The sequence below is a fragment of the Bradyrhizobium sp. CCGUVB14 genome (assembly GCF_024199935.1).
Lineage (GTDB): Bacteria > Pseudomonadota > Alphaproteobacteria > Rhizobiales > Xanthobacteraceae > Bradyrhizobium.
In genome coordinates, this window is record NZ_JANADS010000001.1 from 7,659,459 (window position 1) to 7,686,389 (window position 26,931).

At 65.4% G+C, this 26,931-nt stretch carries 24 protein-coding genes and 1 other RNA gene; 8 read left to right on the forward strand and 17 right to left on the reverse strand.

The features are described from left to right. Window positions 1-3 precede the first annotated feature (3 nt). From mraY to rsmH, 6 genes are all read right to left on the reverse strand, one after another. Entirely contained in the window at window positions 4-1,107 is a 1,104-nt protein-coding gene (mraY, locus tag NLM32_RS35725; RefSeq protein WP_254133391.1) for a phospho-N-acetylmuramoyl-pentapeptide-transferase, read from the reverse strand. A 176-nt stretch (window positions 1,108-1,283) separates the two neighbouring features. Further along, window positions 1,284-2,663, reverse strand: a complete 1,380-nt coding sequence (gene murF, locus NLM32_RS35730) for a UDP-N-acetylmuramoyl-tripeptide--D-alanyl-D-alanine ligase (RefSeq protein WP_254133392.1) — start codon at window positions 2,661-2,663, stop codon at window positions 1,284-1,286. Next, the gene (locus NLM32_RS35735; RefSeq protein WP_254133393.1) at window positions 2,660-4,117 is read right to left on the reverse strand and encodes a UDP-N-acetylmuramoyl-L-alanyl-D-glutamate--2,6-diaminopimelate ligase; all 1,458 of its coding nucleotides are present in this window, start codon (window positions 4,115-4,117) and stop codon (window positions 2,660-2,662) included. Before NLM32_RS35735 ends, murF begins: the two co-directional genes overlap by 4 nt. Before the next feature lie 80 nt (window positions 4,118-4,197). Next, window positions 4,198-5,946, reverse strand: a complete 1,749-nt coding sequence (locus NLM32_RS35740; RefSeq protein ID WP_254133394.1) for a penicillin-binding protein 2 — start codon at window positions 5,944-5,946, stop codon at window positions 4,198-4,200. After that, a complete protein-coding gene (locus NLM32_RS35745) occupies window positions 5,943-6,335 on the reverse strand; it encodes a hypothetical protein (RefSeq protein ID WP_254133395.1) in 393 nt (130 codons plus the stop codon). Before NLM32_RS35745 ends, NLM32_RS35740 begins: the two co-directional genes overlap by 4 nt. Window positions 6,336-6,338: 3 nt before the next feature. After that, window positions 6,339-7,328, reverse strand: coding sequence for a 16S rRNA (cytosine(1402)-N(4))-methyltransferase RsmH (gene rsmH, locus NLM32_RS35750; protein WP_254133396.1), 990 nt, complete (start codon window positions 7,326-7,328; stop codon window positions 6,339-6,341). Window positions 7,329-7,840: 512 nt separating this feature from the next. Here rsmH and NLM32_RS35755 point away from each other — a divergent pair. Together NLM32_RS35755 and NLM32_RS35760 are read left to right on the forward strand one after the other, a co-directional pair. Next, window positions 7,841-8,623: an N-acetylmuramoyl-L-alanine amidase gene (locus tag NLM32_RS35755; protein ID WP_254133397.1), complete on the forward strand. Its 783-nt coding sequence runs from the start codon at window positions 7,841-7,843 to the stop codon at window positions 8,621-8,623. A 115-nt stretch (window positions 8,624-8,738) separates the two neighbouring features. Continuing rightward, window positions 8,739-9,761 (forward strand): D-cysteine desulfhydrase family protein, encoded by a 1,023-nt coding sequence (locus NLM32_RS35760; protein WP_254133398.1) that lies wholly within the window; start codon window positions 8,739-8,741, stop codon window positions 9,759-9,761. Here NLM32_RS35760 and NLM32_RS35765 read toward each other — a convergent pair. The 3 genes from NLM32_RS35765 to NLM32_RS35775 all read right to left on the reverse strand — a co-directional run bounded on the left by NLM32_RS35765 (window position 9,758) and on the right by NLM32_RS35775 (window position 11,778). Beyond that, complete coding sequence (locus tag NLM32_RS35765) at window positions 9,758-10,990, reverse strand: RNA polymerase sigma factor (protein WP_254135502.1); 1,233 nt, start codon at window positions 10,988-10,990, stop codon at window positions 9,758-9,760. The two genes, NLM32_RS35760 and NLM32_RS35765, sit on opposite strands and share 4 nt — an antisense overlap. Then, window positions 10,990-11,340, reverse strand: a complete 351-nt coding sequence (locus NLM32_RS35770) for a YciI family protein (protein WP_254133399.1) — start codon at window positions 11,338-11,340, stop codon at window positions 10,990-10,992. The genes NLM32_RS35765 and NLM32_RS35770 overlap by 1 nt, the downstream gene beginning before the upstream one ends. An 87-nt stretch (window positions 11,341-11,427) precedes the next feature. After that, complete coding sequence (locus NLM32_RS35775) at window positions 11,428-11,778, reverse strand: YciI family protein (RefSeq protein WP_254133400.1); 351 nt, start codon at window positions 11,776-11,778, stop codon at window positions 11,428-11,430. A 149-nt stretch (window positions 11,779-11,927) separates the two neighbouring features. Here NLM32_RS35775 and rnpB point away from each other — a divergent pair. Then, window positions 11,928-12,344: RNase P RNA component class A (gene rnpB / locus NLM32_RS35780), an RNA gene on the forward strand. Window positions 12,345-12,478: 134 nt separating this feature from the next. Here the strand turns inward: rnpB and NLM32_RS35785 are convergent. From NLM32_RS35785 to NLM32_RS35795, 3 genes are all read right to left on the reverse strand, one after another. After that, window positions 12,479-12,964, reverse strand: a complete 486-nt coding sequence (locus NLM32_RS35785) for a hypothetical protein (protein ID WP_254133401.1) — start codon at window positions 12,962-12,964, stop codon at window positions 12,479-12,481. A gap of 14 nt (window positions 12,965-12,978) precedes the next feature. Further along, window positions 12,979-13,692: an alpha/beta fold hydrolase gene (locus tag NLM32_RS35790; RefSeq protein WP_254133402.1), complete on the reverse strand. Its 714-nt coding sequence runs from the start codon at window positions 13,690-13,692 to the stop codon at window positions 12,979-12,981. 73 nt (window positions 13,693-13,765) lie between these two features. Further along, on the reverse strand, window positions 13,766-14,197 hold the full coding sequence (locus tag NLM32_RS35795) for a DUF983 domain-containing protein (protein ID WP_254133403.1): 432 nt from the start codon (window positions 14,195-14,197) through the stop codon (window positions 13,766-13,768). Window positions 14,198-14,276: 79 nt separating this feature from the next. On the opposite strand from NLM32_RS35795, the gene NLM32_RS35800 reads away from it, so the two are divergent. Next, on the forward strand, window positions 14,277-15,647 hold the full coding sequence (locus NLM32_RS35800) for a PLP-dependent aminotransferase family protein (protein ID WP_254133404.1): 1,371 nt from the start codon (window positions 14,277-14,279) through the stop codon (window positions 15,645-15,647). A gap of 118 nt (window positions 15,648-15,765) precedes the next feature. Then, window positions 15,766-16,509 (forward strand): TSUP family transporter, encoded by a 744-nt coding sequence (locus NLM32_RS35805; RefSeq protein ID WP_254133405.1) that lies wholly within the window; start codon window positions 15,766-15,768, stop codon window positions 16,507-16,509. Here NLM32_RS35805 and NLM32_RS35810 read toward each other — a convergent pair. From NLM32_RS35810 to NLM32_RS35830, 5 genes are all read right to left on the reverse strand, one after another. Next, window positions 16,496-17,782: an O-antigen ligase gene (locus NLM32_RS35810; RefSeq protein ID WP_254133406.1), complete on the reverse strand. Its 1,287-nt coding sequence runs from the start codon at window positions 17,780-17,782 to the stop codon at window positions 16,496-16,498. The genes NLM32_RS35805 and NLM32_RS35810 overlap by 14 nt on opposite strands. 83 nt (window positions 17,783-17,865) lie before the next feature. Further along, window positions 17,866-19,272 carry an MATE family efflux transporter gene (locus NLM32_RS35815; RefSeq protein ID WP_254133407.1) on the reverse strand — a complete coding sequence of 469 codons (1,407 nt, stop codon included), beginning with the start codon at window positions 19,270-19,272 and terminating at the stop codon, window positions 17,866-17,868. A gap of 75 nt (window positions 19,273-19,347) precedes the next feature. Then, window positions 19,348-21,147, reverse strand: coding sequence for an ABC transporter ATP-binding protein (locus NLM32_RS35820; protein ID WP_254133408.1), 1,800 nt, complete (start codon window positions 21,145-21,147; stop codon window positions 19,348-19,350). A gap of 411 nt (window positions 21,148-21,558) precedes the next feature. Further along, the gene (locus tag NLM32_RS35825; protein ID WP_254133409.1) at window positions 21,559-23,145 is read right to left on the reverse strand and encodes a DHA2 family efflux MFS transporter permease subunit; all 1,587 of its coding nucleotides are present in this window, start codon (window positions 23,143-23,145) and stop codon (window positions 21,559-21,561) included. A 28-nt stretch (window positions 23,146-23,173) separates the two neighbouring features. Further along, window positions 23,174-24,484, reverse strand: a complete 1,311-nt coding sequence (locus tag NLM32_RS35830) for an HlyD family secretion protein (protein ID WP_254133410.1) — start codon at window positions 24,482-24,484, stop codon at window positions 23,174-23,176. Between the two features lie 197 nt (window positions 24,485-24,681). Between NLM32_RS35830 and NLM32_RS35835 the strand changes: the two genes are divergently transcribed. Genes NLM32_RS35835 through NLM32_RS35845 form a run of 3 tightly spaced genes read left to right on the forward strand, consistent with a single transcriptional unit; the run spans window position 24,682 to window position 26,909 of the window. Further along, entirely contained in the window at window positions 24,682-25,317 is a 636-nt protein-coding gene (locus NLM32_RS35835; RefSeq protein ID WP_254133411.1) for a TetR/AcrR family transcriptional regulator, read from the forward strand. Window positions 25,318-25,371: 54 nt separating this feature from the next. Continuing rightward, complete coding sequence (locus tag NLM32_RS35840) at window positions 25,372-25,716, forward strand: DUF6665 family protein (protein ID WP_254133412.1); 345 nt, start codon at window positions 25,372-25,374, stop codon at window positions 25,714-25,716. Beyond that, window positions 25,713-26,909, forward strand: a complete 1,197-nt coding sequence (locus NLM32_RS35845) for a LanC-like protein (protein WP_254133413.1) — start codon at window positions 25,713-25,715, stop codon at window positions 26,907-26,909. Before NLM32_RS35840 ends, NLM32_RS35845 begins: the two co-directional genes overlap by 4 nt. Window positions 26,910-26,931: the final 22 nt, after the last annotated feature.

Sequence of the window (26,931 nt, forward strand, 5' to 3'; positions counted from 1 at the left end):
CCGTCAGCGCAGCTTCAGCGTGGAGAGGCCGGCGAGCGCCAGCATCACCGAGATGATCCAGAAGCGGATCACGATCTGCGGCTCGGTCCAGCCGAGCTGCTCGAAATGGTGGTGGATCGGCGCCATCCGGAAGATGCGCTTGCCCGTGAGCTTGAACGATACCACCTGCACGATGACGGAGACCGCCTCCAGCACGAACAGTCCGCCGATCACCGCGAGCACGATCTCGTGCTTCACCGCGACCGCAATCGAACCGAGCATGCCGCCGAGCGCGAGCGAGCCGGTGTCGCCCATGAAGATCGAGGCCGGCGGCGCGTTGAACCAGAGAAAACCGAGGCCGGCGCCCAGCAGCGCGCCGCAGAGCACCGCCAGCTCGCCGGTGCCCGCGACATATTTGATCTGGAGGTAGTCGGCGAACACCGCGTTGCCGGCGAGATAGGCGATCATCGCAAAGCTCGCGGTCGCGATCATCACGGGAACGATGGCAAGGCCGTCGAGACCGTCGGTGAGGTTCACCGCGTTGCCCGCGCCGACGATGACGAAGGCACCGAACACGACGAAGAACCAGCCGAAATGCAGCACGGTGTCCTTCAGGAAGGGGATCGTCAGCGCGGTCGAGGCGGGATCGCGGTTCAGCCGCACCAGCGCATAGCAGGCGACCAGCGCGATGACCGCCTCGATCAGCAGGCGCAGCTTGCCGCCGAACCCGCTCGTGGTCTGCTTGGTCACCTTGAGGTAATCGTCATAGAAGCCGACGAAGCCGAAGCCGAGCGTCACCGCGAGCACGATCCAGACATAGGGATTGAGCGGATTGCACCATAGCACGGTGCCGACCGTGAGGCCGGACAGAATCATCAGCCCGCCCATGGTGGGCGTGCCCTTCTTGGCCAGATGCGATTGCGGGCCGTCGGTCCGGATCGGCTGTCCCTTGCCCTGGCGGATGCGCAGATGATCGATGATCCAGGGTCCGAACAGGAACACGAACAGCGCGCCGGTGACGATGGCGCCGCCGGTGCGGAAGGTGATGTAGCGAAAGACGTTCAGAACGGTGCGCACCGCACCGAAGCCTGGAAATGTGTTGGAGAGCTCGATCAGCCAGTAAAACATTCAGACGGTCCTATGGCGCCTTTCGCACGCAGGCTTCTTCAGACGCAGATTTCGACTCACGCGCATTCGCTGGTTTTCATCATGGGTCGGGCGACCTCAAAGAAACCGGACGGCAAGAAACGTGCAGCCTTGGCACCGCAAAGAGTGGGATTCGGGAACAGCGCCTTCCAAGCAGTTTACGCCTTTGCCTGCAAGGCGGCCACTAGCCCCGGCACAAACTTGTTGACCCAGAACATCTTCTTGCTGCCCTTGACAACCACGACATCGCCTGCCTTCAGCAGGCCCGCGACCTCGCTGGCTTTCAGCGTCGCGGGATCGTCGTGCCAGCCGAGCCCTTTGCCGGCGGGAAGCGCGTCATAGAGGTGCCGCATCAAGGGACCGACGCAATAGATACCGTCGATGCCGTCGAGATGCGTGGCCAGCGCGATGTGGTAGCTTGGTGCGTCGTCGCCCAGTTCCAGCATGTCGCCGAGCACCGCAATGCGGCGGCCGCCCGTCATGTTGCGCGCCTGCAGACTTTGCAGCGCAGCAGCGACGCTCGCCGGGTTGCCGTTGAAGCTGTCGTCAATCACGGTGACGCCGCGGACCGCCTGCTCGACGCCGCGGCCGGTCATGATGCCGACGCGGGCGAGCTTGATCGCGAGCGTCGCGGCATCGAGATGCGCGGCGTGAGCCGAGGCGAGCGCAGCGAGCGCATTCTGCACGCGGTGCGGCGCCCCCGGCGTGAGGCTGAAGGCGATCTCCTTCTTGCCGATCGCGGCCACGACCTGCCAGCTCTCGCCGTGCGGCGCGTGTGCGACTTCGTGCACCTCGGCCTTCTCGCCAAAGCGCACCACCTTGCCCTTCCAGTCCGGCGCCTTGATGCCGGCCGGCAGCACCAGCACGCCGTCCTCCGGCAGGCCGAGCGCGATCGACACCTTCTCGCGGCGGATCGCATCGAGCGAGCCGAGCTTTTCCAGATGCACCGGCTGGACATTGACGACGAGCGCGACGGTCGGCCGCGTCAATTCGCTGAGCCTTGCGATCTCACCTCGCTGGTTCATCCCCATCTCGACGACCCAGAGGCTGGCATCGGGCCGGGCATTGCACAGCGTCAGCGGCACGCCCCAGAAATTGTTGAAGCTCGACGGGCTCGCATAGGCATTGGGATAGGCCGCCAGAAACTCCTTGGTGCTGGTCTTGCCGGCGCTGCCGGTGAGCCCGATCACCGGACCGTTGAAGCGCGCGCGTGCGGCGCGCGCGAGGCCCCAGAGGCCGTCGATCAGCGTGTCCTTCACGACGATCTGCGGAATGCGAACGCCCGCGATCTCGTGCGGCACGATCATCGCCACCGCGCCCGACGCTTCCGCCTTGTCCGCGAACTCCCAGCCGTCGCGCGCGCTGGCGAAGGCCGAGATGAAGCCGCCGCTCGGCGTGCCGCTCAACGCCACGAACAGGCTGCCCGGCTTCACCAGACGACTGTCCTGGGTGACGAAGTCGATGGGCGTGTCCGGGAATGATCCGGTCGCGCCAAGCGCACGCGCCACCTCGGCAACCGTCCATAGTGGCGCGCTCATGCGACCCTCGATGCTAATGCGGCGGCGACCGCCTCGTGATCACTGAACGGCAGGACCTCGCCACCCACGATCTGCCCAGTCTCGTGGCCCTTGCCGGCGACGAGCAGCGCATCGCCATCTTCCAGGTCCTCGATCGCGGCGCGGATCGCAGCTGCGCGGTCGCCGATTTCGCGCGCGCCCTTTGCGGTGGCGAGGATCGCGGCGCGAATAGCTTCCGGCTTCTCGCTGCGCGGATTGTCGTCGGTGATGATGACGCGATCGGCATTCTCCGCCGCGATCTGGCCCATGATCGGCCGCTTGCCGGCATCGCGATCGCCGCCGGCGCCGAACACGACGATCAGCCTGCGCCTGGCGTAGGGCCGCAGCGCCTGCAACGCTTTCGCCAGTGCATCGGGCTTGTGCGCGTAGTCGACGAAGATCGGCGCGCCGTTCCGCTCGCCGACGCGTTCGAGCCGGCCCTTGGCGCCTTCGAGATGTTCGAGGCTCGCAAACACACCGGCCGCATCGCTGCCGGTGCCGATGGCAAGGCCGGCCGAGACCAGCGCATTCTCGATCTGGAATTCGCCGGCCAGCGGCAGCCGGACCACATGGCGCTTGCCGCGATGTTCAAGTGCAAGCTTTTGCGAGAAGCCCTCGACCTCGACATCGGTGAGACGAATGCCCTCGCCGGCCCCGTCGCCGTGACGCCCCACCGCCATCACGCGCAAGCCGCGCCCCGTCGCCGCGTCGATCGCTTCCGCGGAGCAATCGTGATCGGCCGAGATCACTGCAGCGCCGCCCGGCGGCACGAGCTCGCGGAACAGCCGGAGCTTTGCTGCGAGATAGTGCGCGACGGTCGGATGGTAATCCATGTGGTCACGCGAGAGATTGGTGAAGCCGCCGGCGCAGACGCGCACGCCGTCGAGCCGATACTGGTCGAGCCCGTGGGACGATGCTTCGAAGGCGAGATGCGTCACGCCCTCGCGCGCGATCTCATCGAGCTGCCGATGCAGCGCGATCGGATCCGGCGTCGTCAGCGAGCCATAAACAGTGCGTTTCGGCGAGACGAGACCGATGGTGCCGATGCTGGCCGAGGCATGCCCCAGCCGCTCCCAGATCTGGCGCGTGAATGCGGCCACCGAGGTCTTGCCACTGGTTCCGGTCACCGCCGCAATCGTCGCGGGCTGGGCCGGGAAAAATCTCGCTGCAGCCAGCGCCAGTGCGCGGCGCGGATTGGCGACGGAGACGAACGGCACCTTGCAGCCATCGGGCGCATGATCGCCGACCACGGCGACCGCGCCGGCCGCAATCGCAGCATCGACGAACCGCGCGCCGTCGGTCTTGCTGCCGGCGAGCGCGAAGAAGAGATCGCCCGGCTTGACCACGCGGCTGTCGAACGCAACGCCGCCCACATCGAGCGCGGCGGTAGCGGGCTCGATTGCGGCATCATTGCCTAAGAGGTCACGCAGCTTCATGGTCTTCCGGTCACCGTGCCGAAAAGCCGAATCTTGAGGAAAATCCCCGACTCAGCAGCGGCTACGGCCTACCCGATTGATTACTGGGTTGTCCTGGATGCTGCAAGAATAAGGCGGTCCGCAGGCGGCAGGTCGTAGCGGGGCTCGATGCCGAGCAGCGGCCCGATACGGCTAATGACGTTGCCGGCGGTCGGAACGGCGTTCCAGCCCGACGTGATGAAGCCGTAGGTTTCCTTCAGAGGCTGTGGCTCGTCGAGCATGATCAGGAGCTGGTATTTCGGCTTGTCCGCCGGCAGGATCGCAGTGAACGCGGTCAGCACCTTCTTCTTGGCATAGCGGCCATTGACCACCTTTTCCGCGGTGCCAGTCTTGCCGCCGATGTAGTAGCCGGGAACATTCGCTCGCTTGGCGGTGCCGATCTCTGCGTTCAGCCGCATCAGGAAGCGCATCTTGTCCGAGGTCTCGGGCTTGATCACACGCTTTGCGACCGCCCGCGCCTCCTCTTCGGTGCGCTTGAGGAAGGTCGGCGGAATCAAAAGGCCGCCGTTGGCGAGGGCGCTGACGCCCATCACGGCCTGCAACGGCGCGACCGCCATGCCATGGCCGAACGAGATGGTGATGGTGTTCAAATCGCTCCAGCGCCGCGGCAGGATCGGTGAGGCGCTCTCCGGCAGCTCGGTGCGCAGCCGCTCCATCTGCCCCATCTTGCGCAGGAACGCCTTGTGCGCTTCCACGCCCTGCGACAGCGCGATGCGCGCCGCGCCGACGTTAGAGGAGAAGGTGAAGACCTCCTTCATGGTCAGGAAGCGGCCCTTCGGCTCGTCGTCATGGATCGCGAACTTGCCGTAGTGCAGCGGCCCGCGCGCGTCCCACAGCGAGTCGAGACCATACTTGCCGGTGTCGAGCGCCATCGCGAGCGTGAACGCCTTGAAGGTCGAGCCCATCTCGTAGACGCCGGTCGTCAAGCGATTGATGCGGTCCGGGTCGTGGGCTTCCTTCGGATTGTTCGGGTCGAAATCCGGCACCGAGACCATCGCGATGATTTCGCCGGTGTTGACGTTGGTGACAAGCCCGGAGGCGGCCTTGGTGTGGAACTTCTCCTTGGCCTTCAACAGCTCGTCGCGCAGCGCGTGCTCGACGCGCAGATCGACCGACAGCTCGATCGGCTTCTGCAGGCGGTCGGTGGCAAAACCTGCACGGTGGAGATCGGCGAGCCCCTGATTGTCGAGCCACTTCTCCATGCCGGCGATGCCCTGGTTGTCGATGTTGACCAGACCGATGAGGTGGGCGACCTCGTTGCCGGTCGGATAGACACGCTTGTTCTCGCGCAGGAAGCCGATGCCGGGAAGGCCGAGCTTGTGGATGTCCTGCTGCTGCTTTGCCGTGATCTCGCGCTTCAGCCAGACGAAGCCCTTGCGCGTCTTCAGGCGCTCCCGCACCTCGGCTTCGTCGAGGTCGGGCACGGTGGCGGTCAACAGCTCGATCGCCTCGTCCTTGTCGATGATGCGGCGCGGCTCGCCGAACATGCTGGCCGCCTTGACGTCGGTCGCGAGGATCGCGCCGTTGCGGTCGACGATGTCGGGTCGCGCAGTCGCGACCACTTCCTGCGAGGCAGCCCGCCGCGCGCTATGAGCGTCGGCGCCGATCGCGAACATCACGAGCCGGCTTCCGATCAGGGCGTAGACCAGGGAAAAGGCGACCATTGCGAGCCCCACGCGTGCGCGGGCCTTCGCGGCGCGGTCGACATTGCGCCCGTAGAGCAGGCTGCGGATCAGACGCTGCCGCCAGGGTTCAGTCGGCTTGGGTTTGGCCGGAGTCGCAGCGCTCATTGCTTGTCCTCGGGCTGAGGCACGGAGCCCGTCACGGTATCAGGATCGCTCGCGGCTTCGATGGTGTTGAGCATGGCGCCGATCGGATCGGGCTCGCCCGGCCGGAACATCCGCGGCGGACGCTCCGGCAGGTTCTTCAGCGAGTCATATTGTGTACCGTTGACCGGCTTCAGCGGCAGATGGCGCTCGACGAGGCCCTGCAGGCGCAAGGGCGCATCGAGCTTGGCCCATTCGGAGCGCAGCTGCGCGATCGCGTCGCGCTGCTCGCGAATCTCCGCGTGCAGCCGCAGCACCTTCTCGGTGCGGGCCGTGGAGTCCATCTTGATCCGGTAGACATAGGCGGCCGCGAAAATCAGCGCGCCGATGACGAGCAGGTGGATGAAGCGCATGTGCTAGCCCCCCCTCATCACGTCGGAGAGCTTTGGCCAGGACGACGGCTCTGAATCGTCATGCGCCGGCGCCGAGGTGCGCTCGGCGGCGCGCAGCTTGGCGGAACGGGCGCGCGGATTGTGCGCAACCTCCGCCTCGCCGGCGATCACCGGGCGCCGCGTCAAGAGCTGGAAGCTCGGCGCACCTTGCGCCACTTCCGGCAGATGCCGCGAGCCGCCGCCGGTCTTGGCGCGCAGGCTAAGAAAATTCTTGACGATGCGGTCTTCCAGCGAGTGGAACGAGACCACCACCAGGCGGCCGCCGGGCTTGAGCACGCGCTCGGCCGCCGCGAGCGCGGTCTGAAGCTCCTCGAGCTCTTCATTGACGAAGATGCGCAGCGCCTGGAACGTCCGCGTTGCCGGATGAATGTCGCCGGGCTTCGAGCGCACCACCCGGCCGACGAGATCGGCGAGCGCGCGCGTGGTGGTGAACGGCGTCTCCTGCCGGTCAGCCACGATGGCGCGGGCAACGCGGCGCGAATGCCGCTCCTCGCCGAAGAGATAGATGATGTCGGCGAGATCGCTTTCCGAGGCGCGCGCGACGATTTCGGCAGCCGTCGGGCCGACCTGCCCCATGCGCATGTCGAGCGGACCGTCGAGGCGGAACGAGAAGCCGCGACCGGCCTGGTCGAGCTGCATCGAGGACACGCCGACATCCATCACGACGCCGTCGACCGCGTCGACGTCTTGCGCCGCGCAGACCTCGGCAAGATTCGAGAATCGGTCTTCGACCAGCGTCAGCCGGCCCGCGGCATGCGCGACCAGCTCGGCGCCGCCGGCGATCGCGGTGCGGTCGCGATCGATCGCAATGACGCGGGTTCCCGGCACATCGAGAATGGCGCGGCTATATCCGCCGGCGCCGAAGGTGGCATCGATATAGATGCGGCCCTCGCGCGGCGCGAGATGCTCGATCGCCTCGCGGCCAAGCACGGGAATGTGCGGCGCGTCACTCATGCGTCGCACCTGCCGTGCACGCAGGTAAAATATGGGGCGAAGCAGCCCATCACGCCTCGAATAATTCCGCGTCGCGGCGGTTCCACGACAAAGCCCCAGTCCAACATGCGTGCCGAGCCCGGTCGTCCCGGGCGGCAAGCCCGGTGATCCCAGTGGAATATGTCGGGCAGCCATGGGATTTCGAGCCAAAATCGCTTCTGGCCGCCTCCGGACGCGGGTCGGCTCTTCACCCCTCAGTAACGGCCCTTAGCGTTAAGAAAGCGTTGATCGGCTCATTACAAGTCGAAAAGGCGACCCATCGGTGATGCGTCATCCACACACATGCGCCAAAATGCACCCGTTAACCGCATCGCGTGATTGCGCGGACCGGACAGTAAAGAAATAGTAAAGAGAAGGGCTTGGCCCATTATCCTGTCCGACCCGAGTTGGTTATGTCGTCCGGTCCGTCCACGCCATCTGGAACTGATTCGAAGCGTCAGCGCGTTCTCCCGGTTCCCAAGGCCGCGGCGAACATGCGGACGTTCGAGCCGGATTCGTCGACCGTCTCCGACATCATCCCCTCGCCCAATCACGGCGAGCGCAACAAGGGACGGCAGCCCGACATGATCCTGCTGCACTACACCGGCATGCCCGACGTCGAGGGCGCGCTGGCGCGACTGTGCACGGCGGGCACCGAGGTGTCGGCGCACTATGTCGTGCTCGAAGACGGCCGCATCGTGCAGTGCGTCCCCGAAGCGCGGCGCGCCTGGCACGCCGGCGTCTCGTCCTGGGCCGGTGAGGACGATATCAATTCCTGCTCGATCGGGATCGAGATCATCAATCGCGGCCACGATTGGGGCTATCCGGAATATCCGCTGCGCCAGATCGCCGCCGTGATCGCGCTGTGCCGTGGCATCATGCTTCGCCGCAAGGTGACTCCGCAACGCGTGCTCGGTCATTCCGACGTTGCGCCCGCGCGCAAGAAGGATCCCGGCGAAAAATTTCCCTGGCATTCGCTGGCCAATTCCGGCGTCGGTCATTGGGTGACGCCGGCGCCGATCGTGCGCGGTGAAACGCTGATGCTCGGCACCATCAGCGACGAGGTGCTGAGCCTGCAGCAGGCGCTGGCGCGCTATGGCTATGGCGTGCCGCTGACCGGCAAATACGACGCAGCGACGATGGAAGTCATCACGGCATTCCAGCGCCACTTCCGCCCGGCGCGACTGGATGGTGTTGCCGATCACTCGACGCTGTCGACCTTGCAGGCGCTGCTGGCGAGCTTGCCTGCGGACGGGACTGCCGTCGCGTCGAAGTGACGCCTCGATAAAAAATGGTCCGCTGTTCGCTCGAATGTGATCACGCAATCGTCGCTGCGATTGCGTGCGTCGGGCTATTGTCCCGCGATCAGACGCAAGCAGGACGAACGATACGATGCAGATCGATCGCAAGCCACTGACTGAGCGATTAGCAGCCTTTCCTCGCCTGGGGTTGGCCGATCTTCCCACGCCGCTCGAACCGATGAAGCGGCTGACGGCCCATCTCGGCGGGCCACGACTGTGGATCAAGCGTGACGACGCCACCGGGCTCGGCTTCGGCGGCAACAAGCTGCGCAAGCTCGACTACGTCCTGCACGATGCCGTCTCAAAGGGTGCCGATACGATCGTCTCTGGCGGCGTCGTGCAATCGAACAGCCAGCGGCAGGTCGCAGCGGTTGCTGCAAAGCTTGGGCTCGCCTGTCATCTCGCCGTCTATCACGGCCGGCTCGCGCCGCCGACGCCGGAATACGAGACCTCGGGCAACGCCTTTCTCAATCGGCTGTTCGGCGCGCAGCTGCACGACGTGCCCTGGACCGGCGACCGCAACGCGGCCATCCGCACGCTCGTCGACGATCTCCAGGCGAAGGGGCGCAGGCCCTATTTCGTGCCCTACGGCGTCTCGAATGCGCTCGGCGCTGTCGCCTATGCCACCACGATTTCTGAAATCGTGCGGCAGGCGGCGCGGTCGGGCTTCAAGCCGGCCGCGATCGTGCATTGCACCGGCAGCGCCGGCACGCAGGCCGGCCTCGTCGTCGGCGCGGCGGCGGCGATGCCGGACACGCAAATCGTCGGGATCGATATCGACGCCGAGCCCGCGCGGGTGCGCTCCGATGTAGTGGCCCTCGCGCGGCAAGCCGCGGATTTACTGGAGGTCGGCTTCGACGAGTCCACGGTCGAAGTGGTCGCCGGTCACGCCGGACCGGCCTATGGCGTGCCGCACGAGGCAACGATCGAAGCGATCCGGCTTGCAGGGCAAACGGAGGCACTCGTGCTCGACCCCGTCTATTCGGGCAAGGGGCTCGCCGGCCTGATTGCGATGATCCGCCAGGGGCGTTGGCGCAACGACGAGGATGTCATCTTCCTGCACACCGGCGGCGCGCCTGCGCTGTTCGCCTATCAGAGCGCGCTCGGCATCTAGTCGAGCTCCCGCACGCGCCGCGCATAGAGCCGCCGCAACGGCGCGAGCTGCGTCGCCTCGGTCGCGACACGGTAGGCCTCGCGCGCGTCATCCTTGCGGCCGAGCCGTCGCAACAGATCGGCACGCACCGCCGGCAACATCTCATAGCCGTCCAGCCCGCCGCGCGCGGTGATCGCGTCGACGAGATCGAGCGCGCGCGCCGGGCCGTCGACCATCGAGATCGCGGCGGCATGGTTGAGCTCGATCACCGGAGACGGGCTGATGCGCAGCAGCACTTCGTAGAGCCCGGCGATCTGCGGCCAATCGGTCGCCTCAAAGCTCGGCGCGCGGGCATGCAGCGCGGCGATCGCGGCCTGCACCGCATAAGGCTGCGGCCGACCCGGCACGCGCAGCGCGTCATCGACGAGACGCAGCCCCTCCTCGATCTGCGCGCGATCCCAGAGCGAGCGGTCCTGCTCTTCCAGCAGAACGATGTCGCCGGCCGCGGTCTCGCGACCGGCCCGGCGCGCATCGTGCAGCAGCATCAGCGCCAGCAATCCTTTGATCCCCGCGCGCTCGGGCATCAGCCGGTCGAGCAAACGGCCGAGCCTGATCGCCTCGACCGCAAGGTCGGGCCGCATCAGGTCGGCGCCGGAGGTTGCGACATAGCCCTCGGTGAAGACGAGATAGATGACGGCGAGCACGCCGTCGAGCCGCGGTGCCAGCGCATCGCGCTCGGGCACTTCATAGGGAATGCCGGCGAGCCTGATCTTCTGCTTGGCGCGCACGAGGCGCTGCGCCATCGCGTCCTCACCGACGAGGAAGGCGCGCGCGACCTGCGCGGTGGAGAGGCCGCAGACCGTGCGCAGCGTCAGCGCGACCCGCACTTCCGGCGCGAACGCCGGATGGCAGCAGGTAAAGATCAACCGCAGCATATCGTCGTCGAGCATCGCCGTGGGTTCGGCCGGCGTGTCCGCGTTGAGCTCGAGCTCGTGCAGGAGCGCCTGCCGCTTGCCGCGGAAGGCGGCCTGGCGACGCACACGGTCGATCGCCTTGTTGCGGCCGACATTGACCAGCCAGGCGCGTGGATTGCCGGGCAGCTCGCCCGCCGCCCAGCGCTCCAGCGCGACCGCGAACGCGTCCTGGAGCGCATCCTCGGCCAGGTCGAAATCACCGACGAGGCGGATCAGGGTGGCGAGCGCCCGCCCCGCCTCGTCGCGGAAGATCCTGTCGATGTCGGCTGGTGCGATCACTTGTAGATCATGACCGGCCTGACCTCGATCGATCCGCGCTTGGCCTCGGGGATGCGCGCGGCGAGCGCAACGGCGTCGTCGAGGTCCTTGGCTTCGACCAGATAGTAGCCGCCGAGCTGCTCGCGCGTTTCCGCGAACGGACCGTCGGTGGTCAAGGTCTTGCCGTCGCGCACGCGCACCGTGGTCGCCGTCGTCGTCGGCTGCAGTCCATCGCCGGCCTTGAAATGGCCGCTCTGGATGATCGACTGCGTGTAGGCGCCGTATTCTCCCGCGAGCTTCTGACGGTCGGTGGCGCTCATGTCGGTCATGTAGTTTTCGTTCCGGTAGATCAGCAGCAGATATTGCATCGCTCAACTCCTGTTGTTTGGGGGATGACCGACACCAGTCGAACGGGGCCGGCACCAAACGACATCATCGCGAGATTATTTTCGAGATCATTTGTAGATCATGACCGGCCGAACTTCGATCGACCCTTCCCGGGCGCCGGGAATCCGTGCCGCGAGCTCGATCGCGGCGTCGAGATCCCTGGCCTCGACGAGATAATAGCCGCCGAGCTGCTCGCGGGTCTCCGCGAAGGGACCATCGGTCGCCAGCGTCTTGCCGTCGCGAACGCGCACGGTGGTCGCCGTCTTGGTCGGCTGCAGTCCGTCGCCTGCCTTGAAATGGCCGCTCTGGACGATCGACTGGGTGTAGGCGGAATACTCCGCCAGCAGCTTCTGGTAATCGGCGGGCGCCATCTGGCCCTGTTGCGCCTCGTTCCGGTAGATCAGCAGCAGATACTGCATCGCTCAACTCCTGTTGCTGGCGGGATCGCCGGCACCCAGTCGAACGGGGTCCGCGCCCAACGACATGTTCAGGATAAATTATTTACACCGCCGCGTGCGCGACGATCTCCGCTTGACGAAACCGTCACAAATGCCCATTGCCTAGGCCGTCAGTCGGCCGGACGGCCGCTCCGGCAAGTGCCGAAAGGCCGCCGGGGAGGAAAGTCCGGGCTCCCTTGACATGCGGTGCCGGATAACGTCCGGCGGGGGCGACCCCAGGGAAAGTGCCACAGAGAACGAACCGCTCCCTCCTCGGAGGAAGTAAGGGTGAAAAGGTGCGGTAAGAGCGCACCGCGGGTCCGGCAACGGAGCCGGCATGGTAAACCCCACCGGGAGCAAAACCGAATAGGGACGGCGTAGCGGGCTGTTCGCGAAAGCGATAACGCCGCGGGGCGATGTCAGGCCCGCCGTCCGGGTAGGTTGCTCGAGGCCATGTGCAAACATGGTCCCAGAGGAATGGCCGTCACGTACCGTCTGCGCAAGCGGGCGGTGCCCTACAGAACCCGGCTTACAGGCCGGCTGATATACTAAAGCGCTTTCGAGCGAAGTGGAGTTCCGGCTCGCGTCAAGAAAGCGCGTCTTAACTAGGAAGCAACGAGGGGTCCGATGCCGACGCATCGGACCCCTCACCAATTTTGGGCCGGGGAACTCAGGATGATGCCTAATTGTATCCGAAATAGTGAGGCAAGCTCATGCAGTGGGAGAGCATCACCCAAAGCGGAATTGTACAAAAGAAACTCCAGCCAACGCTCACTACGACGAACGTAAAATTGTAGGGAAAGATGAGCGGATCGGGTTGATACCGCTCGCGAAGCTTGGGCGCTGCGTTTGGGAATGGCCTATAAGTGCCCTTCGCACTCTCATAGACTTTCGTCACAAAGCGGTCCCACCATATCGCGTTATAACAAATCCAGATTGTGGGTAGCGCAGCGAACAGCCCAACGAAGAGCCACAGCGAAGACGCCTGCCCATTGGTGCTGTAGATGATCCAACCCGGACATCGACCGTTGCTCGGATCGACCAGGCCAAGAATCAGCACGGCCGCGACAAGCCACACCACGCAACTCGCGGCAGCGCATTGGATCACCTTCCTGCAAAATTCGGGATCGAAATAAGGAAGGCTTGGCCGTTCATCGGTCGACTGCATCGCATCTTGGCCTGTTACTCAACGATCTCCCGCAACACGCCCATCAGCGCTTCCGGCGCCGTCACGTTCGGCGCATGGCTCGCATCGAGCTCGAAATAACGCCAGCCCTCCTCGCTCTTGGTTCGCTTGGCGAATTGCCCGAACACATCGCCCGGCGGAATGCGCTTGCAGTAGATGTAGCTGCGCGGCATCGCGGGTTCGCCGTGACCGAGCTTCAGCTTCGTCTCGAAGCATTTGAGCGGCATGTTGATACGGCGCGCATTGAGCCAGTCGAGATCGGCCTGCGGCGTATCCGGCGGCGGCGGGTTGGGCGGAATGCGGTAGCCGTCGGCCGCGGCCGCCGCCTTGCGCATCGGCTCTCGCCCGGTCTCGTTGAGATCAAACAATGACTGGCCATCGCGCGGTACGAAGGCATCGAGATAGATCAATTGCGTCACGCGCTCACGCGCGCGATCGGCAACGCCGGTGGCGACCATGCCGCCATAGCTGTGACCGAGCAGCACGATGTCGCTGAGGTCCTCGAACTTGATGACGTTGAGGATGTCCTGGATATGCGTCTCGAGATCGATCTCGGGACTTGCGAGATGCGATCGCTCGCCGAGCCCGGTGTAGGTCGGCGCGACCAGGCGGTGACCGGCCTGCGCCATCAGCGGGTGCATCTTCTTCCAGGCCCACCCGCCGGACCACGCGCCATGACAGAGCAGGAAGGTTCTTGCGCGTGCGGCCATCGGCGTTTCCATCGTTCTTGTTTGATACGATGGAGTGTAGCGGGGAGCGGCGCGATGTAAACGCCGCGGGGCATCAAGCCGCGCGCGGCGCCTTCACCAGCACGGGCGCAAGCTGAGAAGCTTCGCGCCGCAGCTTGCTCGCCTCGAAGCCGTGCATGCCGATCTGCCATTGCAGCCCGACGATGGCGCCCTTGGTCGGCTGCAGCAGCGCCAGCGAGGCAAACAGCGTCACCGGCAACCACACCGCCAATTGCAGCCAGACCGGCGGCGCGTAGGCGGTCTCGACCGCGAGGATCGCCGGCACCACGAGATGGCCGACCACGACCATCACCAGATAGGCCGGAAAATCATCGGCGCGCTGGTGGAACAGCTCCTCGCCGCAATGATCGCAAGCGTCGGCCACCTTGAGGAAGCGGCCGAACATGTGCCCCTCGCCGCAGTTCGGGCACTTGCCGCGAAACCCGCGCCACATCGCCTTTGCCAGAGAGATCGAACCGGTCGCCATGACGACACCTCTTCCGTTTTGCTGATCCATACAATAATATCTTGCATCCATACATTCAAAGGATATGGGCCTAAATTGCATGGATTGGACTCCTACAATCTCGGAGCTGAGCGGGCCGCGCTACCAGCGCATCGTCGAGGCCATGGAGGCCGACATCGCCGCCGGCCGGCTGGTGCGGGGCCAGCAACTGCCGACGCAGCGTGCGCTCGCAAAAGCGCTCGGCATCGACCTGACCACGGTGACGCGCGCCTACACCGAGGCGCGGCGCCGCGGCATCATGGAGGCCCGCGTCGGCCAGGGATCGTTCGTGTCGGAGACCAGCGCGCGCCGCGCGGTCGACCTGCCGCATCCCGTCGCGATCGACCTCTCGATGAACGTGCCGCCGCATCCGCTCGAAGCGCAGCTCGACGAGCGCATCATCGCGGGGCTCGAGGCCATTCGCGCGCAATCGGGCCTCACCGCATTCCTGAATTACCAGCCGCCCGGCGGCAGCGCCCATGAGCGCGAGGTCGCCGCGCGCTGGATGCGCACGCGCGTTCCGCATGCGCATGCCGACAAGCTCGTGATCTTTCCGGGCGCACAGACGATCCTGTTCAACCTGCTCGCCCATCTCGCACGACCGGGCGATGTCGTGCTGACGGAAGCCATCACCTTCCCCGGCATCAAGGCCGTCGCAGCACAGCTCGGCGTCAGGCTCGTCGGCGTCGCCATGGATGACGGCGGCGTGCTGCCCGATGCGCTGGCGAAGGCCTGCCGCACGCACAGGCCGAAGGCCGTCTATCTCATTCCGACGCTGCACAACCCGACCACGGCGACGCTCTCCGCCGAGCGGCGCGGCGCGATCGCCAAGATCGTCCGCGACGCCGATACGATGCTGATCGAGGACGATGCCTACGGGCTGCTCGATCGCTCGGCATCGCCGATCGCCAATCTCATCCCGGAGCGGACATATCTGGCGACCACGCTGTCGAAATGCATCGCGCCGGCGCTGCGCGTGGCTTATCTGCTGCCGCCCGACGGCGGTGCGCAGCTTCAGATGCGCGGCCATCTCCAGGCGACCGTGCAGATGCCGGCGCCGCTGATGGTCGCGCTGGTGACGCACTGGCTCGAGACCGGTGTCGCCGACCGCATCATCACCGCGATCCGCAACGAAGCGGTCGGCCGCCAGCAATTGGCACAGCGCGCGTTGAAAGGTTTTCAGTTCCAGGCGAAGCCCGCCGCACATCATTTGTGGCTGCACCTGCCGGAGGGACGGCCGGACGTCGCCGCGCATCTCTTGCGAAATGGGCTCGCGATCGTTGCCGGCGATGCCTTCACCGTCGACGGAACCTCGCCGCATGCGGCGCGCGTCTCACTCGGCGCGGCGCGCAACAGATCGGAATTGACCGAGGCACTGCGCATCCTCGTCGGCGCGCTGCACAAGCCAGCCGACGTCAGGCAGATCGTCTAGCGAACCAGGCAATTGCGCGGGCCTGCGGCTTTGAAATTGACCTCTCGCGCCGCATCTGTGCTAAGCGCCATCAGGCGATCACGGCTTCCGGGTCGCCGGTCATGGCAGGGATTCATCGGTGGAAACGCTCACTTACGCGCTGCTCCTGTTCGGCGCGCTGGCTGGCGGCTTCGTCTCGGGGCTGGCGGGATTCGGCACCGCGCTGATGGCGCTCGGCATCTGGCTCTACGTGCTGCCGCCCTCGCTTGCGGTGCCCCTGGTGCTGATCTGTTCGGTGATCGCGCAGACCTCGACGCTGCCCTCGATGTGGAAGAGTTTTGATCTCTCGCTGGTGTGGCCGTTCCTGATCGGCGGATTGATCGGCGTTCCGATCGGCACCACCTTGATCGCCTCCGCCGATCCGAAAGTGTTCAAGCTGAGCGTCGGCGTGCTGATCCTGATCTTCTCGACGGCCCTCTATCTCAACAAGAGGCCGCTCGCCGTCACCTTCGGCGGCCGCATCGCCGACGGCGCGATCGGATTTGCCGGCGGCATTCTGGGCGGGCTCGCCGGCCTGTCCGGGCCGTTGCCGATCCTGTGGGCCAACATCCGCGGCTGGAACAAGCACGAGCGGCGCGGCATCTTCCAGCTGTTCAATTTCACGGTGCTCGCGACCGCGCTGATGGTGAAGACGGCCTCGGGCCTGGTCGCGTTCAAGGTGGTCTGGCTCACGATGGTCGCATTCCCGGGCACGCTGATCGGCGCATGGGCCGGCGCGCGCGTCTATCACGCGCTCAGCGACAAGCACTTTGGCGATGTCGTGCTTGGCCTCTTGTTCCTGTCGGGCGCCACCCTGGTCTGGAACAGCATCAGCTCGCTCTGACGTCCATCTTCGACTGCTTCGCCAGCGCCATGCCGCCGGCGACACCGACGCCGAGCACATAGATCCAGCCCGGCGCGAAGTCGAACAGATGGGTGTTGAGCAGCGAGGACAGCATGTTCTGCACGACGACCAAAAGGCCGATCCAGCAGGCCAGCCCCTCGCCGCGGAACATCAGCAGATGCGCAAACCAGAGCGCATAGAGGACCAGAACGCCCGCCACGCCCCACTGCACGGCAACGCTCAGGGTCTGATTGTGCGGATTGCTGACGATCTGCCCGCGCAGCGGATCGACGTCCTCGTCCGCGGCCACACCCGCGAACAGTTCGCGAATCGAGCCGGTGCCATGACCGATCAGCGGCGCATCCGCGATGAACCCCAGCGATTTCCGCCAAAATTCCAGGCGCGAGCCCATGCCGCTGACCTTCTTGTCCTGCGTGCTCATCTCATAGTCGCCCTGGAATTTCGCGACCGTCGCACGCAGATGCGGCGAGACGGACCAGAGAGCGACCGCAACCAGCGCCATCCCGCTCGCGGCGAGCAGAGCCGTACGCCAGCGCAGATGCAGCAGTGCAAACACGACGACCAGGATCGGCAGCGTCACCAGCGCCGTCCGCGAGACCACGACGAACATCATGTTGAGGAGAAAGCCGAGCAACAACATCGCAAGCAATATCGCGCTGCGGGCGCGGCCGTCACGAAACAGCGTCACGATCGGATAGACCAGCGCGATCACGCAGAGCCCGAACTCCTGGCTCTGGTCGATATAGTTGCGCACCGCAATCCCGCTCTCGACCTTGTAGGGTCCGCGCGACAGATAGAGTTTCAGCGACAGGGCGGGATCGATCGCGACGGCGAAGGAATAAACCATCAGCAACGCGCAAGATGCCAGGAACGCGGAAAACACCCAATTGCCGTAGGGCCAACGCTCGAACTGGTAGATCAAAAGCGGGATCGCGAGAAGCTTCAATGCCGGTCCGACTGCGTGCAGCCTGTCCGGCCAGGGTGCATCCGACCAGAGCGTTCCGACCAGCGCGAGAATCACCAGCGCGATCGGCAGCAGGCAAACCGGGCGCAGCAGCGAACGCGGAAACTCACGCAAATCGACGAAAGCGAAGGCGATCAGCCAGGGGATCAGCGCAAAGGTCACGCCGGTCGTCGTCCACGGCAGCAACAGCGCGACCAGCGCGACGAAACGGGCCGGCGTGCGGTAGCGCGCGGCCCAGATCTCGGAAAGCACGGACGCTCGCCCCAGCTCGTTCGACACTCCGGTCATTTCCATCCCTTGCAGGTTCGCGCCATCCCACGGCCCGGCAAACTAGCCGGAGCCGCGGGTGGGCGACAAGCGTGGGGCCCTCGCTACGCGGGCTCGCTCACCGGAGGCGCAACCGGCTCGGACGTCGCCTGCCTTAGCGCATCCGCCTGCTGCCGCGGCACCAGGCGCTTCCTGAACTCGCGGCGCAGCAGCCACAGGCTCTGCACGGCCTGCAGCGTCGTCGCGGCGTTCGACAGGTACCAGACATACTCGATCCGAAAACCGGGCTGCGTCGAAAGCCAGATCGCCGGCAAGGAATAGGTGATGACGCGCGTCGCCGAGCTCCACAACACCGGCTTGGTGTTGCCGAGGCCCTGGAACATGCTGGAGCAGGTGAAGATCAACCCCTGCGCCACCATGTTCAGCGAGATCATCTTCAGAAACAGCAACGCGACCCCCATCGTCTCCGGATCATTCGAGAATCCGGCGAGCAGCAATCCGGGCTTGAGCTGCACGAAGATCGTCAGCGCGATCATCACGAATGTCGCGATCAGCGCCGCCCTGACGAAGGTCTCCCGCACCCGCTCGTAATTGCCCGCGCCGAAATTCTGGCCGACGATCGGCCCTGCCGCGAGCGAGACGGCAAGGGCCGGCATCTGGATCAAGCCCACGACACGCGTCCCGATGCCAAAGCCCGCCTGGGCCGCTGGACCGAGATCGCGCAGCACGTAGTAGATCGCCGCCATGAAGATGAAGATCATCACGAACTCGCCGCCCGCGGGCAGGCCGACATTGAGGATCCTCTTCCACTGCCGCAGTTGCGGACGCCATTGCGCAGGATGGAAGGCGACATAGCGCTCCAGCCTGCGAAAATAATACAGCAGCATCAGCACGCCGATGAAGACGGCGATCGTGCTTGCCAGGCCCGCGCCGGCGACGCCGAGCGCGTATCCGGTGCCCCAGCCCGTGATCAGGACCGGCGCCAGCGCGATATTGATGATGACCGCAAGCACCTGCACCAGCATGCTCGGCCGCACGATGCCGGTGGCCCGTAGCCCCGCCCCCATCACCTGCGTGATGAATTGCAGCGCCAGCGCCGGCATGAACCAGAGGAAATAGGTGGTGCCGGCATTGATGGTGGCCTCATCGACGGCAATCGCGCGCATGTAAGGGCGCGCGAGCGCAAAGCCGCCGAGCAGCGTCAACAGCCCGAACAGCGCCGACAGCACGATCGCCTGGTTGAACACGAGATTGGCGTCGTCGCGATCCTTGCGGCCCACGGCATGCGAGACCAGCGCCACCGTGCCGACACCGAGCATCTGCATCAGTCCGTTGACGAGGAAGCCGGCGTTGCCGGCTGCGGCGACGCCCGCAACCGCGGCATCGCCGAGCCCGGACACGAAATACAGGTCGACAAGCTGGCAGATCATGATCGTCATCATGCCGACCACGATCGGTGGCGCCATGCTCAGGATGTGGCTTACGATGGAGCCGCGCGTCAGGTCCTTCATTTCATTCCACCCTTGACGGATTTCATTCCAGTCTTTGGCGACGTGACGGCAGGGCTTGCGCCCCGCCGCCGCGCCTCACTCAGCCGCTGCGATATGCCCGAGCTCCACCACCTGGCGCTCGAACAGGCTGCGATAGATTCCGCCAGGCTTGCCCGCGAGCGTGGCATGCGTGCCCTGCTCGGCGATCTCGCCGCGGTCGAACACCAGGATGCGGTCGAGGCTGCGCACCGTCGACAGCCGGTGTGCGATCACGATCGAGGTGCGGCCTTTCATCAGCCGCTCCATCGCCTGCTGGATCAGCGCCTCCGATTCCGAATCGAGGCTCGAGGTCGCCTCGTCCAGGATCAGCACCGGCGCATCGGCCAGGAAGGCGCGCGCCAGCGCCACGCGCTGCCGTTCGCCGCCCGACAGTTTCACGCCGCGCTCGCCGACCAGCGTGCCGTAGCCCTTCGGCAGGCGCAGGATGAAGTCGTGCGCATTCGCCAGCCGCGCCGCCTGCTCGATCGCCTCGAGGCTGGCACCGGGCCGGCCATAGGCGATGTTCTCGGCGAGCGAACGATGAAACAGGATCGGGTCCTGCTGCACGATCGCGATCTGGCTGCGCAGCGATTGCTGCGTGGCCAGCGCGATGTCCTGCCCGTCGATCAGCACACGACCGCCGGTGACGTCGTAGAGCCGCTGCACCAGCTTGACGAACGTCGTCTTGCCGGAGCCGGAGCGACCGACCAGGCCGACACGCTCGCCGGCACGGATCCTGACCGACAGCCCGTCGTACAGCGGCGCGCGATGGCCGCCATAAAGGAACGTGACGTCGTCGAACACGATCTCGCCGCCTTCGATCGCGATCGGCCGTGCGTCAGCGGCATCGGCGATGCCGATCGGCTCGTCATGGATCGCCACCAGCTCCTCCATGTCGTTGACCGAGCGCTGGAGGTTGTTGATGTGCATGCCGACGTCACGCAAATAGGCGTGAATGACGTAGTAGCTCGTCAACACATAAGTGACGTCGCCCGGCGAGGCATGCCCGTACATCCACAGCAGCACGGAGCCGCCGATCACCGACGCACGCAGGCATAGCAGCAGCGAAAGCTGCGCCATGGCGGTGTAGTTGTAGCGGAACCAGGTGCGACGCACGCGCGTGCGCCAACGCTTGATGACGCGGGCGAGCCGCGCATCCTCGCGCGACTCGGCGCCAAAGGACTTCACCACCGCATTGCATGTCAGCGCATCCGCCAGCGTGCCGCCGACCTTGGTGTCCCAGGCGTTGGACACGCGCGCGGCCGGCGCGATGTAGCGCGTCGAGAACAGCACCGTCATCGTGACATAGGCCGCCGCGCCGAGCGCGATCACGGCGCCGAGCGAGGCCCAATGCACGCCGAGCAGGACCATCGATCCGATCAGGACGGCCAGCGACGGCAGCAACGCCAGCAGGATGGTGTCGTTCAGCAGATCGAGCGCCCACATGCCGCGCGTGATCTTGCGCACGGTCGAGCCCGCGAAGGAGTTGGCGTGCCAGTCGGTTGAGAAGCGCTGCACGCGCAGAAATGCGTCCTGCGCCACATCAGACATGATCTTCAGCGTGAACGGCACGATCACCTGCAGGCCGGTCAGGCGCAGCACCATCGAGGCCGCGCCCAGCACCACGATGCCGCCCAGCGCCACCAGCGCGGCGTGGCGGGCGTCAGGATCGGACGGGCCGCGGGTCAGCGCGTCGACCAGATGTCCTGAAAACACCGGCATGAACAGGTCGGCAACGGTCGCCCCCAGCAGACCGACGGCAATGGCGAGCGTGCGCCCCGGCTGGTTCAGCCAGTGCCGGAACACGAAGGGCAACACCACGCGGATCGCCGCGGGCTTTTTTGACAGAGAGGTCATGGCGTCATCCGGCCGCTTTGCCGCGGGCCGGCTCCATCGATGGACGCGGGCCGGCCGCGAGGGCCGAGACGGCGTCACTTAAAACTGAATTTGACTTGGGAAGCGGAGCGATCGGGGCGTTTGGGCAAAACCCTGGCCCAATCGAAGCTGGCGGAAGCGGCCTCTAGCAGGCCGAAACGGTACCGAGCCAGACCATCATCGAGCGCGGAAACGCGATCTGCGAATGCGACGAAATCATGCAAATCTCTCCCCGGTTCGATTGAATGAGGTGCGCTTTATAGATGTGTGATTCGCGTTTTGCAACGGGCCCCGCGCGAGATCACGCACGAGTGTTGCATTTTGGTGCGCGGTCGCCCGGGCTTTATGCGCAATTGCGCATAAGGCCCGGCGACGACATCGCGTGTGTGACCGTCAGTGCGCGTCGCCGCCGGCGCCGAACGGCGAAACCGGCTTGTTCAGCAACGTGACCAGGAGGCTGAGGCTCAGATAGAACAAGGTCAGGATGAAGAACGCGTCGCCAAAGCTCATCACCACGGCCTGGCGGTGCACGATCTGGCTGAGCTGCTTCATCGCCATCAGCGTCGAGTCTCCGAGCCCCTGGAATTTCTGCTGAAGCAGGGTCAGGGTCTCGGTCGCGGTGGCATTGCCCCAGGTCACGCGCTCCTGCAGACGCGTGATGTGCAGGTCGGCGCGATCGTTGAGCACGGTGTTGATGACGGCGAGCCCGACCGCACCGCCGAGATTGCGCATCAGATTGAACAGGCCGCTCGCGTTCTTCACCTTGTCGGGTGGCAGCGTGCCGAGCGCGATGTTGTTGGTCGGCACCATCGCGAACATCATGCCGACGCCGCGCAGGATCTGCGGGATCAGGAGCTCGTAGAAATCGAAGTCGCGCGTGATCCAGGTCATCTGGTAGGAGCCGATCGCGAACACGATCAAGCCGAACGCGATCATGTAGCGCATGTCGAGGCTCGCCATCAGCCGGCCGACCAGCGGGGCGACCAGGAACATGGTGATGCCCGAGACGAACATGGTCTCGCCGATCATCAGCGCGCTGTAGCCGCGCACCTCGGCGAGATAGCGCGGATAGATGTAGGTCAGGCCGTAGAGGCCGATGCCGATGCAGAATTGCAGCGTGGAGCCGACTGCGAAATTGCGGTTGGAGAAGGCACGCAGATTGACGATCGGCTCGGCCGCCGTGAAGACGCGCACGAAGAAGGCGATGGCCGACACGGCGCAGATCCAGGCGCAGATCGCCACCGACGTGTCCTGCAGCCATTCATATTGCGGACCTTCCTCCAGTACATATTCCAGCGTGCCGAGGAAGCCGGCCATGAAGATCAGCCCCCACCAGTCGAAGCGGTCGAGCAGCTCGAAATGCGGCTCGTCGAAATCGACCAGCGCGAGCACGCCCAGGGTGATGCCGATGCCGGGGACGACGTTGATGAAGAACAGCCAGTTCCACGACATCAGATCGGTGATGTAGCCGCCGACCGTCGGGCCGATCGTGGGAGCCAGCGTCGCCACAAGCCCGATGATGGGACCGACGATGTGGAATTTCGTGCGCGGGAACACGGTGTAGGCCGAGGCGAACACCGTCGGGATCATGCCGGCGCCGAGAAAGCCCTGGAGCGCGCGCCAGACGATCATCTCCTCGATGGTCGTGGCGAAGCCGCAGAGCAGGCTCGAAATCGTGAAGCCGGCCGCGGAGATCGCGAACAGGAGCCGCGTGCCGAAGGCGCGCGACAGGAATCCCGACAACGGGATCGCGATCACTTCGGCGATCAGATAGGCGGTCTGGACCCAGGAGACCTCGCTCGAGCTCGCCGACAGGCCGGCCTGGATTTCGCTGAGGGATGCCGACACGATCTGGATGTCCAGGATCGACATGAACATCCCGAACACCATGATGATGAAGGCGATCAGCCGCTTCGGCGCGATGCGCTCCGAATCGGCTGATGCCATCATGGCAGGTGAAGCAGTCGTGGCGTTCGCCATGGTCTGACCTCGCAGCGCTCGGACGCGCTTACTGCGGATGGATCATGGTGGGATCGTCGAGATCGATCTCGCTGTCGGCGTCGGCGGCGCCCTTGTTGGTGTCGACCGTCGCGTAGACCGACATGCCGGCGCGGAGCAGGTTCTGCCTGGCAACCGCCTTCGGCACGCGGATGCGGACCGGCACGCGCTGCACGATCTTGGTGAAGTTGCCGGTGGCGTTGTCCGGCGGCAGCAGCGTGAACACCGAGCCGGAGCCCGCCGCGATGCTGTCGACGACGCCGGAGAACTTGCGCATGCCGTAGGCATCGACCTTGATCGTCACCGGCTGGCCGGGACGGATGCGCTTGAGCTGCGTTTCCTTGAAATTGGCGTCGATATAGACGTCGTCGAGCGGCACGACATTGCCGAGGCGCTGACCGACGGCGACGAAGTCGCCGGCGTTGACGAGACGGTTGGAGAAGATGCCATCGACCGGCGCGCGCACTGCGGTGAAGGCGAGATCGCGCTCGGCCTTGGCGAGCGTGGTCTTGAGCTCGGCGAGTTGCGCCTGGGCTTCGGCCTGCTGCGCCTTGGCGACGTCGACATTGCTCACCGCGACGTCGTAGGCGGCCTGTGCGGCCTTGACCGCGGCGGCGCCCTGATCACGACCGGCTTCCGAGGTTTCGAAGGTCGCGCGCGAGGCAAAGCCCTTGTTGCTCAGCGCCTGCTGGCGCTCATAGTCGAGATCGGCGCGCTTGAGGCCGGCCTCGGCGGAGACGAGCTGCGCCTTGGCCTGTGCGACCTGGCTGTCGAGCGCCGCGATCTGGCGGCCGATGCGGTCGATGGTGGCCTGCTGGGTCGCGATCCGGGTCGCAGCCGCGTCGACGGCGATCTTGTAGTCGCCGTCGTCGATGCGCAGCACGGTGTCGCCGGCATGCACCAGCGTGTTGTCACCGGCCAGGATCGAGGAGATATGGCCGGCCACGCGCGCGCCCAGCATGGTGTTGTTGGCACGGACATAGGCGTCGTCGGTGGAGACGAAGAAGCGGCCGACCAGCGTGTAGTAGCCGGCATAGCTTGCCGCCGCGAGCGCCAGCACGAGGCCGATGCCCATCATGACGAATTTACGCTTGCCGGATTTTGGCGCGGCAGCGGCGGGCGCGGATGTCGGAGCCGGCTGGTCGGTCACGGGCTTCTCCGGCACTTCGCTGGTGCGGCGCTTGCTTTCTTCGGCCACATGAGAGCGCAACTGCTCGGCGAGGACTGCGGATGTTCCGGTCGCAGCTTCACCGTTCGGCGTCGTCGTCTCCACCGCTTCCTGGCGAAGGACGCGCGCAGCCTGGTCTCTCGATGTGGCCATAAAGGCCTCCCCAATAAAAGTGCGATCCGGGGCAGCCGTCGCACGGCCGCGTTCCCGCTCGCCCATCCCAAATATCATTGACCGAACGGTTCGGTCAATATACTTAATATTCCCGCGCGGACCCTACTGGTCCGAATCCTTTATTTCGGTTTCATGCTTCGAGCCCGATTCGAGAAACCTTCCGAGACGCTGAACCAATGGTTGTAGCCAGCCCTGAACCTCTGCGCGTCCTCCAGGAGGAGGACAGCTCCAAGCGCCGCCAGATCCTGGCCGGCGCCCGTAAGGTGTTCATGGATCTGGGTTTTGACGGCGCCAGCATGGGCGAGATCGCGCGCGCGGCCGGCGTCTCCAAGGGCACGCTCTACGTTTACTTCGCCGACAAGAGCGCGCTGTTCGAAGCCATCCTCGAGGAGGAGGCGCTGTTTCATGGCCAGGTCGTGTTCAACTTCGACCCCGCGCGCGATGCCGAGACCACGCTGAAGGATTTCGGCCAGGCCTATCTGCATCTGCTCTGCCGGCCCGGCGGCGGATCGGCGATCCGCACCGTGATGGCGATCGCCGAGCGCATGCCCGACGTCGGCCGCCGCTATTATGGTTGCGTGCTCGAAAAGACCATCAGCCGGTTGTCCGACTATCTCAAAGCCCATGTCGCCCCCGGTGATCTCGCGATTGACGATTGCGACCTGGCCGCCTCGCAGTTCATGGAACTGTGCAAGGCTTCACTTTTCCTGCCCTTCGTCTTCCAGGCCGCGCCGCCGCCGACAGAACAGCGCATGACGGAAGTGATCGACAGCGCGACGCGGATGTTCGTCGCCGCGTACAAGGCGAAGTAACGGCGACGGGCCACGCGTTGCGCATGCGGTTGGCGCCGCATTATATTGAGCGCCATGTCCCGTGATCTTCGCCCGCCGGTCGATATCCTCCATTACGAGATCGTCCAGGAACAGGCCTCCGCGCTTGGACGGATGGGCCGCACGCTCGAGCAGGCGCTCGCGCAATTGCGCGAATTCGACGCCGCGCATGCGGTCCCCGAGATTCCGACTGCGATGCAGCCGGCGAGGCGCAAGCTGGTGATGGAAGCCGGCCAGGCGCTCTGGATGTTCGTGGTGCAACGCGAGGCAACCGGCTTGCGCGACAGCCGTCACATCATGCGGACCTACAATGTCCCGGCCGACGTACAGCAATGCATGGGGCTGGCGCCGGCGACGGACGTCGCAAAACGCAGATCATGATGATTGCCCTCGGTCGCCACCGCGCGCTTGTGCACGACGCCTGGAGCGAGGCGGCCGCCCGCACCGCGATTGCGGACATCGTGGCCGATGCCATCGCCGATTTCGATCCCGAGACGTTTTGGCCCGGTCACCCCGGCGACGATGGGGCCGGAGACGGCAACCCCAGCTTCTATTTCGGTGCGGCAGGCGTCATCTGGGCGCTCGATTATTTGCATCGTGTCGGCGCCGGCCCCATCGCGAAGGACTTTCGCGCGGTCCTGCCAAAACTTCTCGAACGGACAACCGCCAGGTTCGAGAGCAGTTCGCCGGCCGGCTACGCCAAGCACGGCTCGCTGCTGTTTGGCGACATGGGGGCCGCACTCCTCGCCATGCGCCTCGATCCCACACCAAGCCTTGCCGATCTCGTCTATCAGCGCGCGGAAGCCAACAGCGCGCTCCCGATCCGCGAACTGATGTGGGGCATGCCCGGATCCATGCTGGCTGCGGTCCACATGGCCGAGATGACACGGGAGCCGCGATGGCGCGGCCTGTTCGAAGCGCAGGCGGCCCGGCTGCTGGATGATCTGGAGGAAACGCCGCAAGGCCGGCTCTGGACCCAGGATCTCTATGGCGCCAAGGACCGCTGGCTCGGGCCCGTGCATGGCTTCGCCGGCAACATCATCCCGTTGCTGCGTGGATGGGACTGGCTGACACCGGCACAGCAGGCGCAGGTCGCCGAAATCGTGCCGCAGACGCTGGCGGCGAATGCGTGGTCGTCCGAGCTCGGAGCCAATTGGGGCGCGAGAAGCAAGCGCGAGACGCCACCGACCTTGTGCCAGCACTGCCACGGCGCCCCCGGCATGGCGACGACATTGGCCGACGCGCCGTTCGCGACGCCTGAGTTTGACGAGCTTCTGCACGATGCCGGCCGATTCACCTGGGCCGCCGGACCGCTGACCAAGGGTTCGAACCTGTGCCACGGCACCGGCGGGAACGGCTACGCATTCCTCAAACTTTATCGCCGCACAAACGATCCGGTCTGGCTCGACCGCGCACGCCAGTTCGCCATGACGGCCATTGTCCAGTATCGCGGCGCCAAGATCGTCGTCGGCCGCGGACGCTATTCGCTCTGGACCGGCGACGTCGGCCTGGCGATCTATCTCTGGGACTGCATCACCGCAGAGCCGCGCCTCCCGACCATCGACGTGTTCTGATCTGCGGCGGTGGCGCGCGGTG

Coding starts and splice junctions, on each gene's coding strand:
- mraY (WP_254133391.1), bottom strand. CDS start 1,107: ATGTTTTACTGGCTGATCGAGCTCTCCAACACATTTCCAGGCTTCGGT.
- murF (WP_254133392.1), bottom strand. CDS start 2,663: ATGAGCGCGCCACTATGGACGGTTGCCGAGGTGGCGCGTGCGCTTGGC.
- NLM32_RS35735 (WP_254133393.1), bottom strand. CDS start 4,117: ATGAAGCTGCGTGACCTCTTAGGCAATGATGCCGCAATCGAGCCCGCT.
- NLM32_RS35740 (WP_254133394.1), bottom strand. CDS start 5,946: ATGAGCGCTGCGACTCCGGCCAAACCCAAGCCGACTGAACCCTGGCGG.
- NLM32_RS35745 (WP_254133395.1), bottom strand. CDS start 6,335: ATGCGCTTCATCCACCTGCTCGTCATCGGCGCGCTGATTTTCGCGGCC.
- rsmH (WP_254133396.1), bottom strand. CDS start 7,328: ATGAGTGACGCGCCGCACATTCCCGTGCTTGGCCGCGAGGCGATCGAG.
- NLM32_RS35755 (WP_254133397.1), top strand. CDS start 7,841: ATGCGGACGTTCGAGCCGGATTCGTCGACCGTCTCCGACATCATCCCC.
- NLM32_RS35760 (WP_254133398.1), top strand. CDS start 8,739: ATGCAGATCGATCGCAAGCCACTGACTGAGCGATTAGCAGCCTTTCCT.
- NLM32_RS35770 (WP_254133399.1), bottom strand. CDS start 11,340: ATGCAATATCTGCTGCTGATCTACCGGAACGAAAACTACATGACCGAC.
- NLM32_RS35775 (WP_254133400.1), bottom strand. CDS start 11,778: ATGCAGTATCTGCTGCTGATCTACCGGAACGAGGCGCAACAGGGCCAG.
- NLM32_RS35785 (WP_254133401.1), bottom strand. CDS start 12,964: ATGCAGTCGACCGATGAACGGCCAAGCCTTCCTTATTTCGATCCCGAA.
- NLM32_RS35790 (WP_254133402.1), bottom strand. CDS start 13,692: ATGGCCGCACGCGCAAGAACCTTCCTGCTCTGTCATGGCGCGTGGTCC.
- NLM32_RS35795 (WP_254133403.1), bottom strand. CDS start 14,197: ATGGCGACCGGTTCGATCTCTCTGGCAAAGGCGATGTGGCGCGGGTTT.
- NLM32_RS35800 (WP_254133404.1), top strand. CDS start 14,277: ATGGATTGGACTCCTACAATCTCGGAGCTGAGCGGGCCGCGCTACCAG.
- NLM32_RS35810 (WP_254133406.1), bottom strand. CDS start 17,782: ATGACCGGAGTGTCGAACGAGCTGGGGCGAGCGTCCGTGCTTTCCGAG.
- NLM32_RS35815 (WP_254133407.1), bottom strand. CDS start 19,272: ATGAAGGACCTGACGCGCGGCTCCATCGTAAGCCACATCCTGAGCATG.
- NLM32_RS35820 (WP_254133408.1), bottom strand. CDS start 21,147: ATGACCTCTCTGTCAAAAAAGCCCGCGGCGATCCGCGTGGTGTTGCCC.
- NLM32_RS35825 (WP_254133409.1), bottom strand. CDS start 23,145: ATGGCGAACGCCACGACTGCTTCACCTGCCATGATGGCATCAGCCGAT.
- NLM32_RS35830 (WP_254133410.1), bottom strand. CDS start 24,484: ATGGCCACATCGAGAGACCAGGCTGCGCGCGTCCTTCGCCAGGAAGCG.
- NLM32_RS35835 (WP_254133411.1), top strand. CDS start 24,682: ATGGTTGTAGCCAGCCCTGAACCTCTGCGCGTCCTCCAGGAGGAGGAC.
- NLM32_RS35840 (WP_254133412.1), top strand. CDS start 25,372: ATGTCCCGTGATCTTCGCCCGCCGGTCGATATCCTCCATTACGAGATC.
- NLM32_RS35845 (WP_254133413.1), top strand. CDS start 25,713: ATGATGATTGCCCTCGGTCGCCACCGCGCGCTTGTGCACGACGCCTGG.